Origin of the sequence: Mycobacterium sp. E787, assembly GCF_001668725.1 — a bacterium.
In the GTDB taxonomy this organism is placed as follows: Bacteria; Actinomycetota; Actinomycetes; order Mycobacteriales; family Mycobacteriaceae; genus Mycobacterium.
In genome coordinates this window covers 1-18,113 of sequence record NZ_LZKL01000049.1, presented here as the reverse complement: position 1 = coordinate 18,113, position 18,113 = coordinate 1, and the positions used below count along the sequence as shown (strand labels likewise).

16 protein-coding genes, 1 pseudogene and 1 riboswitch are annotated in these 18,113 nt (G+C 68.5%); of the genes and pseudogenes, 10 read left to right on the top strand and 7 right to left on the bottom strand.

Going from position 1 to position 18,113, the window contains the following annotated elements; all coding sequences use genetic code 11:
- Nucleotides 1-94: 94 nt before the first annotated feature.
- Complete coding sequence (locus A5705_RS09720; protein ID WP_068277146.1) at nucleotides 95-1,426, top strand: aspartate aminotransferase family protein; 1,332 nt, start codon at nucleotides 95-97, stop codon at nucleotides 1,424-1,426.
- Here the strand turns inward: A5705_RS09720 and A5705_RS09715 are convergent.
- Nucleotides 1,401-1,652 (bottom strand): hypothetical protein, encoded by a 252-nt coding sequence (locus tag A5705_RS09715; RefSeq protein WP_082956395.1) that lies wholly within the window; start codon nucleotides 1,650-1,652, stop codon nucleotides 1,401-1,403. The genes A5705_RS09720 and A5705_RS09715 overlap by 26 nt on opposite strands.
- A 214-nt stretch (nucleotides 1,653-1,866) precedes the next feature.
- Here A5705_RS09715 and A5705_RS09710 point away from each other — a divergent pair, with 214 nt between their 5' ends.
- The 5 genes from A5705_RS09710 to A5705_RS09690 are packed head-to-tail and all read left to right on the top strand — an operon-like array spanning nucleotide 1,867 to nucleotide 6,380.
- Nucleotides 1,867-3,105: a D-alanyl-D-alanine carboxypeptidase family protein gene (locus tag A5705_RS09710; protein ID WP_067878237.1), complete on the top strand. Its 1,239-nt coding sequence runs from the start codon at nucleotides 1,867-1,869 to the stop codon at nucleotides 3,103-3,105.
- A gap of 33 nt (nucleotides 3,106-3,138) precedes the next feature.
- On the top strand, nucleotides 3,139-3,468 hold the full coding sequence (locus A5705_RS09705) for a hypothetical protein (RefSeq protein ID WP_067878315.1): 330 nt from the start codon (nucleotides 3,139-3,141) through the stop codon (nucleotides 3,466-3,468).
- On the top strand, nucleotides 3,465-4,841 hold the full coding sequence (locus A5705_RS09700; protein WP_068277144.1) for a sugar porter family MFS transporter: 1,377 nt from the start codon (nucleotides 3,465-3,467) through the stop codon (nucleotides 4,839-4,841). The genes A5705_RS09705 and A5705_RS09700 overlap by 4 nt, the downstream gene beginning before the upstream one ends.
- On the top strand, nucleotides 4,832-5,959 hold the full coding sequence (gene nagA / locus A5705_RS09695; protein WP_068277141.1) for an N-acetylglucosamine-6-phosphate deacetylase: 1,128 nt from the start codon (nucleotides 4,832-4,834) through the stop codon (nucleotides 5,957-5,959). Before A5705_RS09700 ends, nagA begins: the two co-directional genes overlap by 10 nt.
- A gap of 52 nt (nucleotides 5,960-6,011) precedes the next feature.
- Nucleotides 6,012-6,380, top strand: coding sequence for a DoxX family protein (locus A5705_RS09690; RefSeq protein WP_067878311.1), 369 nt, complete (start codon nucleotides 6,012-6,014; stop codon nucleotides 6,378-6,380).
- A 10-nt stretch (nucleotides 6,381-6,390) separates the two neighbouring features.
- On the opposite strand, the gene yhjD is transcribed toward A5705_RS09690, so the two are convergent.
- Both yhjD and trpS read right to left on the bottom strand, forming a co-directional pair.
- Entirely contained in the window at nucleotides 6,391-7,416 is a 1,026-nt protein-coding gene (gene yhjD / locus A5705_RS09685; RefSeq protein WP_067878228.1) for an inner membrane protein YhjD, read from the bottom strand.
- 8 nt (nucleotides 7,417-7,424) lie between these two features.
- Nucleotides 7,425-8,444: a tryptophan--tRNA ligase gene (gene trpS / locus A5705_RS09680; protein WP_067878225.1), complete on the bottom strand. Its 1,020-nt coding sequence runs from the start codon at nucleotides 8,442-8,444 to the stop codon at nucleotides 7,425-7,427.
- A 74-nt stretch (nucleotides 8,445-8,518) separates the two neighbouring features.
- Between trpS and A5705_RS09675 the strand changes: the two genes are divergently transcribed.
- Nucleotides 8,519-9,361, top strand: coding sequence for an alpha/beta fold hydrolase (locus A5705_RS09675; protein ID WP_082956389.1), 843 nt, complete (start codon nucleotides 8,519-8,521; stop codon nucleotides 9,359-9,361).
- Here A5705_RS09675 and A5705_RS09670 read toward each other — a convergent pair.
- Nucleotides 9,350-10,579, bottom strand: coding sequence for an NADP-dependent isocitrate dehydrogenase (locus A5705_RS09670; protein WP_067878221.1), 1,230 nt, complete (start codon nucleotides 10,577-10,579; stop codon nucleotides 9,350-9,352). The two genes, A5705_RS09675 and A5705_RS09670, sit on opposite strands and share 12 nt — an antisense overlap.
- A 16-nt stretch (nucleotides 10,580-10,595) precedes the next feature.
- Entirely contained in the window at nucleotides 10,596-12,833 is a 2,238-nt protein-coding gene (locus tag A5705_RS09665; RefSeq protein WP_067878218.1) for an NADP-dependent isocitrate dehydrogenase, read from the bottom strand.
- A gap of 192 nt (nucleotides 12,834-13,025) precedes the next feature.
- Nucleotides 13,026-13,143, top strand: a riboswitch (SAM riboswitch).
- Between the two features lie 146 nt (nucleotides 13,144-13,289).
- Here A5705_RS09665 and A5705_RS09660 point away from each other — a divergent pair.
- Genes A5705_RS09660 through A5705_RS09650 form a run of 3 tightly spaced genes read left to right on the top strand, consistent with a single transcriptional unit; the run spans nucleotide 13,290 to nucleotide 16,538 of the window.
- On the top strand, nucleotides 13,290-14,663 hold the full coding sequence (locus tag A5705_RS09660; RefSeq protein ID WP_068277137.1) for a bifunctional o-acetylhomoserine/o-acetylserine sulfhydrylase: 1,374 nt from the start codon (nucleotides 13,290-13,292) through the stop codon (nucleotides 14,661-14,663).
- A gap of 10 nt (nucleotides 14,664-14,673) precedes the next feature.
- Nucleotides 14,674-15,807, top strand: coding sequence for a homoserine O-acetyltransferase (locus A5705_RS09655; RefSeq protein ID WP_067878304.1), 1,134 nt, complete (start codon nucleotides 14,674-14,676; stop codon nucleotides 15,805-15,807).
- A complete protein-coding gene (locus A5705_RS09650; RefSeq protein WP_067878211.1) occupies nucleotides 15,804-16,538 on the top strand; it encodes a class I SAM-dependent methyltransferase in 735 nt (244 codons plus the stop codon). Before A5705_RS09655 ends, A5705_RS09650 begins: the two co-directional genes overlap by 4 nt.
- A 10-nt stretch (nucleotides 16,539-16,548) precedes the next feature.
- Here A5705_RS09650 and A5705_RS09645 read toward each other — a convergent pair whose 3' ends face one another.
- Nucleotides 16,549-17,793 (bottom strand): PE-PPE domain-containing protein, encoded by a 1,245-nt coding sequence (locus A5705_RS09645; protein ID WP_082956388.1) that lies wholly within the window; start codon nucleotides 17,791-17,793, stop codon nucleotides 16,549-16,551.
- 158 nt (nucleotides 17,794-17,951) lie between these two features.
- Nucleotides 17,952-18,113, bottom strand: a pseudogene (locus A5705_RS29150) (hypothetical protein); the annotation flags it as partial.

The window sequence follows — 18,113 nt, the reverse complement described above, 5'->3', positions numbered from 1 at the left end:
CTCGCGCGCAGGGTAGCCCCATCGGTACATCACACCACTTCAGGCCCGCCGCACAAGTGCTGCCGGACAACCGGGAGCTACGCTCACGGACAAGATGACCGACAACCTGTGGCTGCACTTCGCCCGGCACGGCCCCAGCATCACGCCGCCGGTCATCACCCGCGGCGAGGGGGTCAGGATCTTCGACGACCGCGGCCGCGGCTACCTGGACGGGCTGTCGGGGCTGTTCACGGTGCAGGTCGGCCACGGCCGCGCCGAACTCGCCGAGGTCGCCGCCCGGCAGGCCGGCACGCTGGCGTACTTCCCGCTGTGGGGGTACGCGCACCCATCCGCCATCGAGCTCGCCGAGCGGCTCGCCCGATATGCGCCCGCCGACCTCAACCGGGTCTTCTTCACCAGCGGCGGCACCGAGGCCGTCGAGACGGCGTGGAAGGTGGCCAAGCAGTACTTCAAGCTCACCGGCAAACCCGGCAAGCACAAGGTGATTTCGCGCTCGGTCGCCTACCACGGCACCACGCAGGGGGCTTTGGCGATCACCGGGCTGCCGCGCTACAAGGCGCCGTTCGAGCCGGTGACCCCGGGCGGCTTTCGGGTGCCCAACACGAACCTCTACCGCGCGCCCGAGCCATTCACCAACGACCCCAAAGGGTTTGGGCGATGGGCCGCCGACCGCATCGCCGAGGCGATCGAGTTCGAGGGACCCGACACCGTCGCCGCGGTGTTTCTGGAGCCCGTGCAGAACGCGGGCGGCTCGATCCCGCCTCCCCCGGGCTATTTCGAGCGGGTGCGCGAGATCTGCGACTCTTACGACGTGCTGCTGGTCTCCGACGAGGTGATCTGCGCGTTCGGCCGGATCGGCTCGATGTTCGCCTGTACCGACTTCGGGTACGTGCCCGACATGATCACCTGCGCCAAGGGCCTGACGTCGGGCTACGCGCCGCTGGGGGCGATGATCGCGCGCGAGCGGCTGTTCGAGCCATTCAACGACGGCAAAACCATGTTCCCGCACGGCTATACGTTCGGCGGCCACCCGGTGTCGGCCGCGGTGGCGCTGGCCAACCTCGACATCTTCGAGCGCGAGGGGCTGGGCGAGCGCGTCAAGCACCACGCGCCGGCCTTCCGGGCCACGCTGGAGAAGCTCTACGACCTGCCCATCGTCGGCGACGTGCGCGGCGAGGGGTATTTCTACAGCGTCGAACTGGTCAAGGACCAGGCGACCAGGCAGACCTTCACCGACGACGAACGCGGGCCGCTGCTGGGCCGGGTGTCCTCGGCGCTCTTCGAGGCCGGGTTGTACTGCCGCACCGACGACCGCGGGGATTCCGTCGTCCAGCTGGCGCCGCCGCTGATCAGCGGCCGGGCCGAGTTCGACGTCATCGAGGCCGCCCTGCGCGGCGTGCTCAGCGAGGAGTCTCGGCGGCTGTAGCGAGGATCCGGTTGACCTCGTACGCGGCCAGCAACACCTCGCGCGAGTGCGCGGTGCTCGGATTGCCCGCCATCCGCGTCTGCGCGTTGCAGAGCCAGGTGAGCGCCGACCGCAGGTCGCCGTCCGGCGCGGCATCGCGATGCTGCTTCAGCTCGGTCAACACGCCGTCGAGCCGGGAGTGCCGGACCTGGGTGCCCTTCTCGACCTGCTTGATCAGTTGTTCCAGCGAGCGCGGGCCGTCACCGTCGCGCCGCCACTTCGAGAAAATTCGGTTGTTCCCCAATGGGCAGACCCTTCGGTGGAGGTGGTCAAGCCGACCGCATGACAGCGTAGTGGTTCGCCGCGAGGGCGGCTCGTCCGGGGGATTTGTAACATCCGCCCCACCAGTCACAGCGCGGCTCCCGGGGATCGGGCGCCGGATCGCCTAGTCTGCACACACAATGAACCTCTTACGCCGAGCGTCGTGCCTGGTTGCTGCGGTTTTGATGGCGGCCGCGCCTGCGGCGCTCGCCGCGCCGGCGTTCGCCGAACCGCCCCCCGGCCCCAACGCCGGCCCGGGCAACTGCCCGTATCAGGTGAACACCCCGCCCGCGGTGGATTCGTCGGAGGCCCCGGCCGCCGGCGACCCGCCGATGCCGCTGGCGGTGCCACCCAAGCCGGTCGGCGGCGAGGCGCTGGGCAGCTGCGGCGTCGTCGCGGCGCCCGACACGGCGCCGCTGCCCGGCGACGTGTCCGCCGACGCGTGGCTGGTGGCGGACCTGGACAGCGGCGCGGTCATCGCCGCCAAGGACCCGCACGGACGGCACCGCCCGGCCAGCATCATCAAGGTGCTGGTCGCGATGGCCTCGATCAACGCGTTGCCCCTCAACAAGTCCGTCCCGGGCACCGCCGACGACGCGGCGGCCGAGGGCACCAAGGTCGGCGTGACCGACGGCGGCGTGTTCACCGTCAACCAGTTGCTGCACGGCCTGTTGATGCACTCCGGCAACGACGCCGCCCACGCGCTGGCCATGCAACTCGGCGGCATGCAGCAGGCGTTGGACAAGATCAACGTGCTGGCCGCCAAGCTCGGCGGCCGCGACACCCGGGTCGCGACCCCGTCCGGGCTGGACGGGCCCGGCATGAGCACGTCGGCCTACGACATCGGGCTGTTCTACCGCTATGCCTGGCAGAACCCCACCTTCGCCGACATCGTCGCGACGCGGACCTTCGACTTCCCCGGCCACGGCGACCACCCCGGCTACGAGCTGGAAAACGACAACCAGCTGCTGTACAAGTATCCCGGCGCCATGGGCGGCAAGACCGGCTACACCGACGACGCGGGCCAGACCTTCGTGGGCGCGGCCAACCACGACGGGCGACGGCTGATGGCGGTGCTGCTGCACGGGACCCGGCAGCCGATCGCGCCGTGGGAACAGGCGGCGCACCTGCTGGACTACGGATTTTCCACGCCGCGGGGCACCCAGGTCGGCACGCTGATCGAGCCCGATCCCTCGCTGCTGCCGACCCGCCACGACGGCGCCGCCGACCGGCCGGGCGCCGGCGCGCAGGCCGCCGGGTTCATGCCGTCGGCGGACGCGCTGCCGGTGCGGGTGGGCGTCGCGGTGATCGGCACGATCATCGTGTTTAGTTTGATCATGGTCGCACGCTCGCTGAACCGCCGACCGCAACACCGTTGACCGCCCCGATTTCGCTGTGGCAGCGTCGTGCAGGTGAGTAAAGCCCTGTACGAAGACGCCGGCCTCCGGCTCGACGAGGACGGAATCACCATCCGCCGCTACTACTTCCCTTGGACCGGGCCGAAGCGGATCGCCTACGCGCAAATCCGGCAGATCCAGACGAAGCTCATGACCTGGCTTTCCGGCAAGGGCCGCCTCTGGGGGACGGCCGACCCCCGCTACTGGTTCCCGCTGGACATCCACCGCCCCGGCAAACGGATGCTGCTCATCCTTGACATCGGCCGCCTAGTAAGGCCCTGCATTACGCCCGACGACCCCGACCGGGTCATCGAGCTGCTGCGCGGCCGGGCGCCGGTCAACTGACCGGCGGCGAGTCGCCGCGCGCATCGCAGCGGGGCCTGCGGGTCGGGCTCACCGCCGCCGCCGTGGGCGTCATCTACGGCTACGACCTGTCGATCATCGCCGCCGCGCAGCTGTTCGTCACCGAGGACTTCGGCCTGTCCACCCGGCAACAGGAACTGCTGACGACGATGGTGGTGATCGGACAGATCGCCGGGGCGCTCGGTGCCGGCGTGCTCGCCAATGCCATCGGACGCAAGAAGTCGATGGTGCTGATCGCCGTCAGCTACGCGCTTTTCGCGGTGCTGGCCGCGTTCTCGGTCTCGCTGCCGATGCTGTTGGCGGCGCGCTTCCTGCTCGGGCTGACCATCGGCGTGACGGTGGTGGTGGTCCCGGTCTACGTGGCGGAATCGTCCCCGGCGGCGGTGCGCGGCTCGCTGTTGACGGCCTATCAGCTGGCGATCGTCAGCGCGCTGATCGTCGGCTACCTGACCGGTTACCTGCTGGCCGGCACCCACAGCTGGCGGTGGATGCTCGGGCTGGCCGCGGTGCCCGCAATCGTGTTGCTGCCCATGCTGATCCGGATGCCCGACACCGCCCGGTGGTACCTGCTGAAGGGCCGCGCCGACGACGCCCGCCGGGCCCTGCTGCGCATCGAGCCGGACGCGCGCGCCGACGAGGAGCTGGCCGAGATCTCCCGCGCCCTGACCGAGGGTAGCGGCGGCGTCTCCGAGATGCTGCGCAAGCCGTACCTGCGGGCCACCGCCTTCGTGGTCACGCTGGGGTTCCTGATCCAGATCACCGGCATCAACGCGATCATCTACTACAGCCCCCGCATCTTCGAGGCCATGGGTTTCACCGGCAATTTCGCGCTGCTGGGGTTGCCGGCGCTGGTTCAGGTCGCCGGTGTGGCGGCCGTGTGCACCGCGCTGCTGCTCGTCGACCGCGTGGGCCGGCGCCCGATCCTGTTGTGCGGCATCGCGATGATGATCGTCGCCGACATCGTGCTGCTGGCTGTGTTCGCCCACGGCCGCCTCGGCGGCGCGGGGCTGGTTTTCGGGTTCGGCGGTGTGCTGCTGTTCATCTTCGGCTACACCGCGGGTTTCGGGTCGCTGGGCTGGGTGTACGCCAGCGAGAGTTTCCCGTCCCGGCTGCGGTCGATCGGGTCGAGCGCGATGCTCACCTCCAACCTGGTCGCCAACGCGATCGTGGCCGCCGTGTTCCTGACGATGCTGCATTCCCTCGGCGGCGCCGGGACTTTCGCGGTGTTCGCGGCGCTCGCGGTGGTCGCGTTCGGCTTCGTCTACCGGTTCGCCCCCGAGACCAAGGGCCGCCAGCTCGAGGAGATCAGCAAGTTCTGGGAAAACGGCGGGCACTGGGAGAACCGGTGCGATTGATCGCCGCGGGCGCCGTGGTCCTCGACGATCGGGTCGGCCGGCCGGGCTGGCTGGAGTTTTCCGGCGGGCGGATCCTGGACCGCGGGGCCGGGCCGCCGCCGCGGCCGGCCGACGACGACTTCCCGGATTGCCTTGTGGTTCCGGGCTTTATCGACATGCATGTGCACGGCGGCGGTGGGGCGTCCTACATCGATCCCGCCGGCGCCGGCGCCGCCGCCGGCTTCCACCTGCGGCACGGCACCACCACGACGCTGGCCAGCCTGGTCACCGCGGCGCCGGACGAGCTGATCGCCGGCGTGGATGCGCTCGCCGCGGCCACCCGGCGGGGCACGGTCGCGGGCATCCACCTGGAGGGGCCGTGGCTGAGCCGGGCGCGCTGCGGCGCGCACGACCCCGCCCGGATGCGCGACCCCGATCCCGCCGAGATCGACGCCGTGCTGGCCGCGGGGGGCGGGGCGATCCGGATGGTGACGTTGGCGCCCGAACTGCCCGGATCCGACGACGCGATCCGGCGCTTCCTTGACGCGAATGTCGTTGTGGCCCTGGGCCATACCGATGCGACCTACGAGCAGGCGAAACGGGCCATCGCCGCGGGCGCCACGGTCGGCACCCACCTGTTCAATGCGATGCCGCCGCTGCACCACCGCGAGCCGGGGCCCGCGCTCGCTCTGCTGCAGGAGCCGGGGGTGACCGTCGAGCTCATCGCCGACGGCGTGCACGTGCACCCGGAGGTGGCGCGGGCGGTGATCCAAGCCGCGGGGCCCGACCGGGTCGCCCTGGTGACCGACGCGATCGCGGCGGCCGGCCGCACCGACGGGGCCTTTCGGCTCGGCGGGGTGCCGATCGACGTCGAATCCGGTGTGGCGCGGGTGCGGGGCACGTCGACGATCGCCGGCGGCACCGCCACGATGGACCGGATCTTCCGCACCGTGGCCTCAGACGCGGGAGACGCGGGGCTCGAGGCCGCCGCGCGGATGACCGCCACCACGCCGGCCCGGGCGCTGGGGCTCGACGGGGTGGGCAGCCTGCGGGTCGGTTACGACGCCAATCTGGTTGTGCTGGACGGCTCTTTGGAAGTCAGTGCCGTCATGGTCCGCGGCGAGTGGCGTCACATCTAGGGCGGCCATCGCGTCATACCTCTGAGTCGCCGTCAACGACAAGGAGGTCATGATGAACGTGTTGCTATGGACGCTGCAGGCAGCGCTCGCCGCGGTGTTCACCGCGTCCGGCCTGGCGAAGATCAGCCGGCCCAAGGACCGGCTCATCGCCAGCGGCCAGACCGGGGTCGCGCCGTTCCCGCTGCCGGTGATCCGCGTCACCGCGCTGTGCGAATTGCTGGGCGTCATAGGCATTCTGCTGCCCCGGCTGCTGGGTGTCGCCGCGTTCCTCACCCCGCTGGCCGCCGCCGGGTTCGCGATCGTCATGGTGGGCGCCATCGGCTCGCACGCTTACCTGCGTGAACCGCGCAACGTCGCGCTGACCGCGGTGATCTTCGTGGCCGCCGTCATCGTGGCCGTCGGCAGGACGCTCGGCCCGTGAGCCCGCGGGGCTAGCGAAGCCACCGGGCCACGCGCGAAAACGCCAGCACCCCAGCGGCGCCCACGCCCATCGCGGTCAGGGTCTGGCGCGCGCTGAGTCCCTCGTCCACCACGCGCGGGGCGATGATCGCCGGCGGCGGCGGTTCGACGGGCCTGGCCCGCGGGTCGGTCGACGCGGTGGCGGCCCAGGCCGCGGCGAACAGCACCAGATACGCGGTGATGTAGGAGAACACCATCAGCCCCAGCACCGGCCCGAAGGTGGCGCCCGCCGGGCTGCGCAACACCACCCGCAGATACACCGATGCCACCTGCTTGAACAGTTCGAAGCCGACCGCCGCCAGCAGCCCGGCCCGCGCCGAGTCCACGACGCTGACCTTCTGTCGCGGCAGCCGGGCGATCATCCAGGTGAACAGCAGCCACGACACCAGCACCGCCACCAATATCGAGACGAGCCAGAAGAGCCAGTCGAACACCGAAACATGCGGAATCTTGAGCCATTTCAGCAGGGCGGCCAGCGGCGCCTGGTGGCCGAGGGTGGTGATGGCGATGGTGGCCACGGTCACCGCGAAGGTGCCCAGCATCGCCAGCAGATCCGAAAGTTTGTTGCGCACAAAGCCGGGCGACTCGATGCGCCGATCCCACCACATCTCGGTGATCGCCCCCCGCAGATGGGAGATCCACCCCAACCCCGCCCAGGCGGCGGTCACCAGTCCGATGACGCCCACGGAGGTCCGCGCGTCGATCGCCGAATTCATCAGGTCCACGAGCTGCTGCGACAGCGCGCCGGACACCGCGGACCGGATGTGGTCGTCGATCGTGCTCAGCAGCTGACGCCGGGTCGCCAGCACGAAGCCGAATGCCGCGAAACCGACCATCAGCAACGGGAATAGCGCGAAGATCGTGTAGTACGAGAGGCCGGCCGCGTAGAAGCCGCCGTTGCGCTCGTCGAAGCGCTCATAAGCCCGCATGACGTGGTCGAACCAGCCGAACCGCGCCCGCAGCCGATCCAGGACCCCGGGCTTGGCCGGCTCGCTCATGATGAGACCTATCCCCGTTGCGGAAGGAAACCTAACCGATCGTAAACCCGCCGAACGGTTTTCCCGGCGACATCCTCGGCGCGCTCGGCCCCGGCCGCGAGCACCGACTCCAATTCGGCGCGGTCGGCCAGCAATTCGTCGACGCGCGCCTTGATCGGGCTCACGAATTCGACGACGGCGTCGGCGGTGTCCTTCTTCAGGTCGCCGTAACCGCGCCCGGCGTAGCCGTCGACCAGCTTCTCGATGCCCACCCCGGTGACGGCGGATTGGATCGTGAGCAGGTTCGACACCCCCGGCTTGGCGTCGGTGTCGTACCGGATCTCGCGCTCACTGTCGGTGACGGCGGAACGAATCTTCTTGGCCGACAACGCCGGATCGTCGAGCAGGTTGATCAGCCCCGCGTCGGTGGACGCCGATTTGCTCATCTTCGCGGTCGGCAGCTGCAGGTCGTAGATCTTGGCGGTCGCCTTGGGGATGAGCACGTCGGGAACCACGAATGTATCCGGGAAGCGGCCGTTGAACCGCTGCGCGATGTCGCGGGCCAGCTCGAGGTGCTGGCGCTGGTCCTCGCCCACCGGCACCAGGTCGCTGTCGTAGGCCAGCACGTCGGCGGCCTGCAGCACCGGATAGGTGAACAGCCCGACGGTGGTCGCGTCGCTGCCCTGGCGCGCCGACTTGTCCTTGAACTGCGTCATCCGCGACGCCTGGCCGAAGCCGGTGAAGCATCCGAGCACCCACGCCAGCTGGGTGTGGGCGGGCACCTGGCTCTGCACGAAGACGGTGCTGCGGCCCGGGTCGATGCCCAGCGCGAGGTACTGGGCGGCCGTGACCAGGGTCCGGCGCCGCAGCGCTTCGGGGTCCTGCGGGACGGTGATGGCGTGCAGGTCGACGACGCAGAAGAACGAGTCGTGATCGTCTTGCAGCGCGACCCACTGGGTGACGGCGCCCAGCGCGTTACCGAGATGAAGCGAGTCGGAAGTGGGTTGCACGCCGGAGAAAATCCGGCGGGATCCGGTGGCGATGCTCATGGTCTCCCGATCTTTTCACGCGCGCACCCGCCCTTGTTTGCAGTACCGCCGGTACCGCCATTACTGTCGGGGATATGGGGAATCGTTCGCCGATCCATCTCGGTTCCGGGGAGCCGGTCCTGCTGCTGCACCCGTTCCTGCTGTCGCAGGCGGTGTGGGACGACGTGGCGCGGCAGCTGGCCGACACCGGCCGCTACGAGGTCTTCGCCCCGACGATGGCCGGCCACAACGGCGGCCCCAAGGCCGGGACCTGGTTCCTGTCGTCGGAGGTCCTCGCCGACCACGTGGAGCGCCAGATGGACGAGCTGGGCTGGGAAACCGCCCATATCGTCGGCAACTCGCTGGGCGGATGGGTGGCCTTCGAGCTGGAGCGGCGCGGCCGGGCGCGCAGCGTCACCGGCATCGCCCCGGCCGGCGGCTGGACGCGCTGGACCCCGGCGAAGTTCGAGGTCATTTTCAAGTTCATCCTGGGCATCCCGCTGTTGCTGCTCGCCTGGGCGTTCGGGCCGCGCGTGCTGCACCTGCCGTTCAGCCGGCAATTGGCGACCTACGCGATCAGCGCCAAACCCGACGGCGTCAGCGAGCGCCAGCTGTCGGCCATCATCGACGACGTCAGGCACTGCCCCGCCTACTTCCAGCTGCTGGTCAAGGCCACGCTGCTGCACGGCCTGCGGGAGGTCGCCCAGAACGCCGTCCCGGCCCATCTGGTGATCTGCGAGAAGGACCGGATCCTGCCCGCGCCCAGGTTCAGCCGGCACTTCACCAGCCAGCTGCCCAGGGACAGTCACCAGGTCACCAAACTCGACGGCGTCGGGCACGTGCCGATGTTCGAGGCGCCCGAGCGGATCACCCGGGTGATCACCGAGTTCATCGAGGAATGCTGCCCGGCCCCGAACCGGGGGGAATCAACCGGCTAGGGCCTTCTCCAGGTTCTCGGCGATGGAGTTCAGGAACTCCTCGCTTTGCTGCCATTCCTGCTCGGGGCCGATCAGGATGGCGAGGTCCTTGGTCATCTTGCCGCCCTCGACGGTGGCGATGACGACCTCTTCCAGCTTCTGGGCGAACTCGATGACCTCGGGGGTGTTGTCCAGCTTGCCGCGGTGCTGCAGTCCCCGGGTCCAGGCGAAGATCGACGCGATCGGGTTGGTCGAGGTCGGCTTGCCGGCCTGGTACTGCCGGAAGTGGCGCGTGACGGTGCCGTGCGCGGCCTCGGCCTCGACCGTCCTGCCGTCGGCGGTCATCAGCACCGACGTCATCAACCCCAGCGAGCCGTAGCCCTGCGCGACGGTGTCGGACTGCACGTCGCCGTCGTAGTTCTTGCAGGCCCAGACGTAGCCGCCCTCCCACTTCAGGCAGGCCGCGACCATATCGTCGATGAGCCGGTGCTCGTAGGTCAGCCCCTCCGCTTCGAACTTGTCCTTGAATTCCTCGTCGTAGATGCGCTGGAACTCGTCTTTGAACATGCCGTCGTAGGCCTTGAGGATGGTGTTCTTGGTGGACAGGTACACCGGCCACTTGGCGTTCAGGCCGTAGGCGAACGAGGCGCGCGCGAAATCACGGATCGAGTCCTTGAAGTTGTACATCCCCATCACGACGCCGCCGTCCTCGGGGATGGACACCACCTCGTGCACCATGGGCTCGCTGCCGTCGGCGGGCGTGAAGGTCAGCGTGACGGTGCCCGGCTTGTCCACCTTGAAGTTCGTCGCCCGGTACTGGTCGCCGAAAGCGTGCCGGCCGATGACGATCGGCTTGGTCCAGCCCGGCACCAGGCGCGGCACGTTCGAGATCACGATCGGCTCGCGGAAGATGGTGCCGCCCAAGATGTTCCGGATCGTCCCGTTGGGTGACAGCCACATCTTCTTGAGGTTGAATTCGTGGACTCGCGCCTCGTCGGGGGTGATGGTTGCGCACTTGACGCCCACGCCGTGCCTCTTGATGGCGTAGGCCGCGTCGATCGTGACCTGGTCGTCGGTGCGGTCGCGGTGTTCGATCCCCAGGTCGTAGTACTCCAGGTTGATGTCCAGGTGCGGCAGGATCAGCATGTCCTTGATGAGCTTCCAGATGACGCGCGTCATCTCGTCGCCGTCGAGCTCGACGACCGGGCCCTTGACCTTGATCTTGCCTTCGCCTGTCATATCGAGCTCGACTTTCTCAGCCTTGCGAAGCTGCCAGCGCTTTGTTGAACGTTTTGCTCGGCCGCATGACTGCAGTCAGCTTCTCGGTGTCCGGGCGATAGTAGCCGCCGATGTCCACGGCCCCGCCCTGCGCTTCCGCGAGCTCGGCCACGATGGCGTCCTCGTTGCGGCTCAGCGAGTCGGCCAGCGCGGCGAAGTGCTCGCGCAGCTCGTCGTCCTCGGTTTGCGCGCCAAGTTGCTCGGCCCAGTACAGCGCGAGGTAGAACTGGCTGCCGCGGTTGTCGAGTTCGCCGGTCTTGCGCGACGGACTCTTGTCGTTCTCCAGCAGCTTGCCGATCGCCGCATCCAGCGTCTCACCCAGAATCTTGGCGCGTTCGTTGCCGGTCTTGATCCCGATGTCCTCGAAACACGCTCCCAGAGCGAGGAACTCGCCGAGGGAATCCCAGCGCAGATGATTTTCCTCGACCAGTTGGTGGACGTGCTTGGGCGCCGAGCCGCCCGCCCCGGTTTCGTACATTCCGCCGCCTGACATCAGCGGCACGATGGACAGCATCTTGGCGCTGGTGCCGAGCTCCAGGATCGGGAACAGGTCGGTGAGGTAGTCGCGCAGGATGTTTCCGGTGGCGGCGATGGTGTCCTGCCCGCGCATAGCGCGCTCGATCGTGTACCTCATCGCCCACACCTGCGGCATGATCTGGATCTCCAGGCCCTCGGTGTCGTGCTCCTTCAGGTACTGCTTCACCTTCTTGCGCAGCTCGACCTCGTGCGGCCGTTCGGTGTCCAGCCAGAACACCACCGTCATGCCCGAGTTCCGCGCGCGGGTGACGGCCAGCTTGACCCAGTCGCGGATCGCTTCGTCGGTGACGATCGGCATGCGCCAGATGTCGCCGGCCTCCACGTTCTGGGTGAGCAGGACTTCCCCGGTGTCGAGGTCGACGATGTCCGCGACGCCGTCCTCGGGGACCTCGAAAGTCTTGTCGTGCGAGCCGTACTCCTCGGCCTGCTGGGCCATCAGGCCGACGTTGGGCACCGTGCCCATCGTGGTCGGATCGAACTGCCCGTGCGTCTTACAGAAGTTGATGATCTCCTGATAGATGCGCGAGAAGGTCGACTCGGGGTTCACGGCCTTGGTGTCCTTCTGCCGCCCGTCGGCGCCCCACATCTTGCCGCCGGCACGGATCATCGCCGGCATCGACGCATCCACGATCACGTCGCTGGGCGAGTGGAAGTTGGTGATGCCCTTGGCCGAATCGACCATCGCGAGCTCGGGGCGGTGCTCGTGGCAGGCGTGCAGGTCGCGGATGATCTCCTCGTGCTGCGTCGCGGGCAGCGACTCGATCTTGTTGTAGAGATCGATCAGTCCGTTGTTGACGTTGACGCCGAGCTCGTCGAAGAGCGCCTGGTGCTTGGCGAACGCATCCTTGTAGAACACCTTCACGGCGTGGCCGAAGACGATGGGATGGGACACCTTCATCATCGTCGCCTTGACGTGCAGCGAGAACATCACGCCGGTCTCGTAGGCGTCCTGCATCTGTTCCTCGTAGAACTCGACCAGGGCCTTCTTGCTCATGAACATGGAATCGATGACGTCGCCGTCGCGCAGCTCCACCTTCGGTTTGAGCTCGAGGGTCTCCCCACTCTTGGTCCGAAGCACCATCTTCACGTTGCGCGCGCGGTCCAGGGTCATCGACTTCTCGCCGTGGTAGAAGTCGCCGTGCCGCATGGTCGCGACGTGAGTGCGCGAGGCCGGCGACCACTTGCCCATGCTGTGGGGATGCTTGCGCGCGTACTCCTTGACGGCCTTCGGCGCGCGGCGGTCCGAGTTGCCCTGCCGCAGCACCGGGTTGACCGCGCTGCCGAGGCAGCGGGCGTAGCGGTTGCGAATTTCCTTGTCCTCGTCGGTCTTCGGGCTCTGCGGGAAGTCTGGGATCTTGAATCCCTGACCCTGCAGCTCCTTCACCGCGGCGATCAGCTGGGGCACCGAGGCGCTGATGTTCGGCAGCTTGATGATGTTGGTGTCGGGGAGCTTCGTCAGCGCGCCCAGCTCCGCCAGGTTGTCTTCGACCCGCTGCTCTTCGGTCAGGTGGTCGGGGAACTCGGCCAGGATCCGAGCGGCCAGGGAGATGTCACTGGTCTCGATCTTGATGCCGGCCGGCTCGGCGAAGGCGCGCAAGATCGGCAGGAAAGCGTAGGTCGCCAGCAGCGGCGCCTCGTCGGTCAGCGTGTAGATGACGGTCGGTTGTTCGGCGCACACGGTCCATCTCCCGGCGTCGTTGTCAGATATCGATGTCAGCTGTCGATGCTTGCTCAGCGTTCTGGTTGCCACGTTATCAAGGGTGTTCGGACGGGCGTCGACCTGCAGGTCCGCACGCTGGACGGCAGTACCCACGGCGACCGGATCGGCTCCGTTGGCATCCACGCGGCCTGATGAGATAGGCTTCACATCGGTCATGAGCGCCAGCGCTAAGCCCCGGCTTGCTGGCCGGCAACCCTCCAACCGCGGTGGGGTGCCCCGGGTGAAAGACCAGGTCTAGTAGCCACAGGCTGCGCGGCAAGCGCGGGTCCGCCATACCGGACCCCTGACTAGAGGGGAAACGTGATGCGCATTCAGCAAGCTCCTTCGCGTCTCGTCGTGTGCCGGCGTTAACCCATCGCCGCAAACGCCCCGATACCCGATTCATGCCCTCCCGAGAGAAAGCATTCCAGTCAAGTGAGCTCTGACAACGCCACGAACAGCGCCGAAGCCGACCCGGCGGCGCATTGGTCCTTCGAAACCAAGCAGGTGCACGCCGGCCAGCAACCGGACCAGGCGACCCACGCCCGCGCCCTGCCGATCTACCAGACCACGTCCTACACCTTCGACGACACCTCGCACGCCGCGGCGCTGTTCGGGCTGGAAGTGCCGGGCAACATCTACACGCGGATCGGCAACCCGACCACCGACGTCGTCGAGCAGCGCATCGCCGCGCTGGAAGGCGGCGTGGCCGCGCTGTTCCTGTCCTCCGGACAGGCGGCTGAGACATTCGCCATATTGAACCTCGCATGTGCCGGGGATCACATCGTCTCCAGCCCGCGGCTCTACGGCGGCACCTACAACCTGTTCCACTACTCGCTGGCCAAGCTCGGCATCGAGGTCAGCTTCGTCGAGGACCCGGACGACCTCGATTCGTGGCAGTCCGCGGTCCGGCCGAACACCAAGGCGTTCTTCGGCGAGACCATCTCCAACCCCAAGATCGACCTGCTGGACATCCCGGGGGTCGCCGGGGTCGCCCACGCGAACGGCGTCCCGCTGATCGTCGACAACACCATCGCCACGCCCTACCTGATCCAGCCGTTCTCCCACGGCGCCGACGTCGTGGTGCACTCGGCGACCAAGTACCTCGGCGGGCACGGCTCGGCGATCGCCGGCGTCATCGTCGACGGCGGCACCTTCGACTGGACGCAGGGCCGCTTCCCCGGCTTCACCACCCCCGACCCCAGCTACCACGGCGTGGTGTATGCCGAGCTCGGGCCGCCGGCGTACGCGCTCAAGGCGCGCGTGCAACTGCTGCGCGACCTCGGGTCGGCCGCTGCGCCGTTCAATGCGTTCCTGGTCGCCCAGGGCATCGAAACCCTGAGCCTGCGGATGGAACGCCACGTCGCCAACGCGCGGCGGGTCGCCGAGTTCCTGCAGGCCCATGACGGCGTGCTGTCGGTGAACTACGCGGGCCTGCCCAGCTCGCCGTGGCACGAGCGGGCAAAGAAGCTGGCGCCCAAGGGAACCGGGGCCGTGCTGGCGTTCGAGCTGGCCGGTGGGGTCGAGGCCGGCAAGGCGTTCGTGAACGCGCTGAAGCTGCACAGCCACGTCGCCAACATCGGCGACGTGCGCTCCCTGGTGATTCACCCGGCGTCGACCACCCACGCCCAACTGTCGCCGGAGGAGCAGCTGGCCACCGGCGTCACGCCGGGGTTGGTGCGGCTGGCCGTCGGCATCGAGGGCATCGACGACATCCTGGCCGACCTGGAGCTGGGCTTCGCCGCGGCGCGCAAGTTCGGTGCCGGGGCCGATGGAGCGGCAGACCCGCAGGCCGTGGCGGCGTTCTGAGGGCACCGGCATGACGATCTTTGACGTCGGAACCCAGACGCTGCCCGCCGAGGGCGAGGTCGGGTACGTCCACATCGGCTCGCTGACCACCGAGAGCGGAGCCGTGATCGACGACGTGTGCATCGCCATCCAGCGCTGGGGCGAGTTGTCGCCCACGCGCGACAACGTCGTGGTGGTCCTGCACGCGCTGACCGGCGACTCGCACATCACCGGCCCCGCCGGCGCCGGGCATCCCACGCCCGGCTGGTGGGACGGCGTGGCCGGGCCGGGCGCGCCGATCGACACCGATCGCTGGTGCGCGGTGGCCACCAACGTGCTCGGCGGTTGCCGTGGCTCCACCGGCCCGAGCTCGCTCGCCCGCGACGGAAAGCCTTGGGGCTCAAGGTTTCCGCTGATCTCAGTGCGCGACCAGGTACAGGCCGACGTTGCCGCGCTGGCCGCCCTGGGCATCGACCGGGTGGCCGCGGTGGTCGGCGGATCCATGGGCGGCGCAAGGGCTTTGGAGTGGATCGTCGGCCATCCCGACCGGGTGCGGGCCGGGCTGCTGCTGGCCGTCGGCGCCCGCGCCACCGCCGACCAGATCGGCACCCAGGCCACGCAGGTCGCGGCGATCAAGGCCGACCCGAATTGGCAGGGCGGCGACTACCACGACACCGGCCGCAAGCCCGACGCCGGGCTGACGATCGCCCGCCGCTTCGCGCATCTGACCTACCGCGGGGAGGTCGAGCTCGACACCCGGTTCGCCAACGACGCCCAGGGCGACGAGGACCCGGTTCCCCCATTTGGCGGCGGCCGCTACGCGGTGCAGAGCTACCTGGAGCACCAGGGCGACAAGCTGTTGTCGCGCTTCGACGCGGGGAGCTATGTCGTCCTGACCGAGGCGCTGAGCAGTCATGACGTCGGCCGGGGCCGCGGCGGGGTGCGCAAGGCCCTGAGCGGCTGCCCGGTGCCCGTGGTGGTCGGCGGCATCACCTCGGACCGGCTCTACCCGCTGCGCCTGCAGGAGGAGCTGGCCGAGCTGCTGCCCGGCTGCACCGGGCTGCACGTCGTCGACTCCCTCTGTGGGCACGACGGCTTCCTGGTGGAGTCGGAGGCCGTCGGCGAGTTGATCCGCGAGACACTCGATTTGGCGGACAAACAGTGACCCGATCCCGACAGGACCGCTCGCTCTCATTCGGCTCGGCGGCCGCTGCCTACGAGCGAGGCCGTCCCTCCTATCCGCCGGAGGCGATCGACTGGCTGTTGCCCCGCGGCGCGCGCCGGGTGCTCGACCTCGGCGCGGGCACCGGCAAGCTGACGACCCGCCTGGTGGAGCGCGGCCTGGACGTGGTGGCCGTCGACCCGATTCCCGACATGCTGGAAGTGCTGCGCAGCTCGCTGCCGGAGACCCGCGCCCTGCTGGGGACGGCGGAAGAGATTCCGTTGGAGGACAACAGTGTTGACGCCGTGCTGGTCGCCCAGGCCTGGCACTGGGTGGATCCGGAGCGGGCGATTCCCGAGGTGGCCCGCGTGCTGCGTCCGGGCGGGCGGCTCGGCCTGGTGTGGAACACCCGCGACGAACGGCTGGGCTGGGTGCGCGAACTCGGCGAGATCATCGGCTCCGACGGCGACCGGGGACGCTTCGACGTGACGCTGTCCGAGTCCTTCACCGCGCCGGAGCGCCATCAGGTCGAATGGACGAACTACGTGACGCCGCAAGCCCTTATCGACCTGGTCGCGTCGCGCAGCTACTGCATCACGTCGCCGACCGAGGTCCGCACCCAAACGCTGGACCAGGTCCGCGAGTTGCTGGCCACCCATCCGGCGCTGGCCAACGCCAACGGCCTGGCATTGCCGTATGTCACCGTGTGCATCCGGGCGGCGCTGGCCGGGTAGGTTTGCGACCTCACCCCGGCAGGCTGGGCAGGCCTTGCAGTGTTCCCTGGGAGAAGTAGGGCCCCGCGTTCGGTGTCAGGGACGAGTAGCCGTCGTTGACGATCGGCTGCAGCCACGAGTTGAGGCCGCCCACGATTGGTTGCGGAACACCGATCTGCTCGAGCGGCAACAACATCGGGAGCGTCGGCGAGGGAATCATGTAGGTGGTGACCGTGCCGCCCAGGGACGTGGTTGTGCTGGATATTTCGACCGCTTCGGACAGCGAGGCGAGTGCCGTCGGGTCGTGGTAGTAGAGCCCACCGAAGAAGCAGTTGACCACTGCCGGCAGATCCCAGGGCCGGTCGGGCGGATTGCCGAAGAAGTCGTACTGGCCGAACACCACGCTGACGTCGTACTGGGTGTTGGGCAGGCCCTGCGCCGTGTAGTTGATCACGGGCACGGTCATCCCGTTCGGCAGGTAGATGTGCGCCAGGCCGAGCTCGGGGCTGGAGAAGACGGCGAACTGCAGGGAATGGGGCGGCGGAGCGGTGGGATCGGTTGCCAGATAAGCCAACTCGCGGTCGACGACGACGGTTCCCTCCGACAGCGCCGCAATGTGCACCGGTGAACCGTTACCGCTGGCGAGCGCAGTCATGATCTGGCCGTTGAGCGCTTGCTGTCCCATCGCGACGGCCTGGTTGACGCCGGGGGCCGCCAGGCTACCGCTGATGATGCCGATGCTGGCCGGGTAGCTGACCACCTGAGCCGTGGTGCCGGGGAACCAGTTCTCCCCGATGGCCTGGTTGAGCAGGTCGTAGCCCTGCAGGAATGACACCGAACTGGGCCCCGCGACCCCGCCCTGGAGCAGCACCTGGCCCAGATGGGGCAGCTCAGTGAGGAACCGTGGGTAGTAAAGCGGTCCCGCGCCCGGAACGGTGATCCGCGTGCCTGCCGCTGCTCCCGGGATAGGCTGGCGCACCGACAGCGTCTGGGCCGTCGCCGTCTCGGTGGTCAGATACGTGTTCGCGTCCGCCGCCAACGCGAGCACGAATCGCTCGTGCAACTGCGCCGCTTGTGCGGTGAGCGCCTGGAATTCGACGGCTTGCGCGCCGAACAACCCGGCAATGCACCTCGACACCTCGTCGGCGCCCGCGGCCAACAGCGATGTGGTGGAGTGCGCAGCCGCCGCGTTCGCCGCGTTGACTGCGGCCCCGATCCCGGCCAAATCCTCAGCAGCGCTCAACAACAACTCGGGCGTTGCGAGGACATACGACACTGGCGCCTCTTTGCGGAGCTAATACGGTGGCTGTGAGGGTACTCGCAGCCGCAAGGCCAGGTGTGGCTTTCGCGCGCCGCCGTCGCCGCATAGCCCCGACGTTTTCCGGAGATCGACGCTACTGCGGAACGAAAGTTCCGGAGCTGGGACCGTGTCAGCTACGCCGCCTCGTCGTCGTCTCCATCGCGAAGCAGCTTCTCGGGGTGATGGAATGTGTTGGTTCTTGGTTGCCCGTAATCCAGATGCGGGGGCGGGATCCATTCGGTTTCGCCGCGGGCGTTGGTGCGGGTGGTCCAGCCTTGTTCGGCGAGTCGGTTGTC

Coding starts and splice junctions, on each gene's coding strand:
- A5705_RS09720 (WP_068277146.1), top strand. CDS start 95: ATGACCGACAACCTGTGGCTGCACTTCGCCCGGCACGGCCCCAGCATC.
- A5705_RS09675 (WP_082956389.1), top strand. CDS start 8,519: ATGGGGAATCGTTCGCCGATCCATCTCGGTTCCGGGGAGCCGGTCCTG.
- trpS (WP_067878225.1), bottom strand. CDS start 8,444: ATGAGCATCGCCACCGGATCCCGCCGGATTTTCTCCGGCGTGCAACCC.
- A5705_RS09670 (WP_067878221.1), bottom strand. CDS start 10,579: ATGACAGGCGAAGGCAAGATCAAGGTCAAGGGCCCGGTCGTCGAGCTC.
- A5705_RS09655 (WP_067878304.1), top strand. CDS start 14,674: ATGACGATCTTTGACGTCGGAACCCAGACGCTGCCCGCCGAGGGCGAG.
- A5705_RS09690 (WP_067878311.1), top strand. CDS start 6,012: ATGAACGTGTTGCTATGGACGCTGCAGGCAGCGCTCGCCGCGGTGTTC.
- A5705_RS09710 (WP_067878237.1), top strand. CDS start 1,867: ATGAACCTCTTACGCCGAGCGTCGTGCCTGGTTGCTGCGGTTTTGATG.
- yhjD (WP_067878228.1), bottom strand. CDS start 7,416: ATGAGCGAGCCGGCCAAGCCCGGGGTCCTGGATCGGCTGCGGGCGCGG.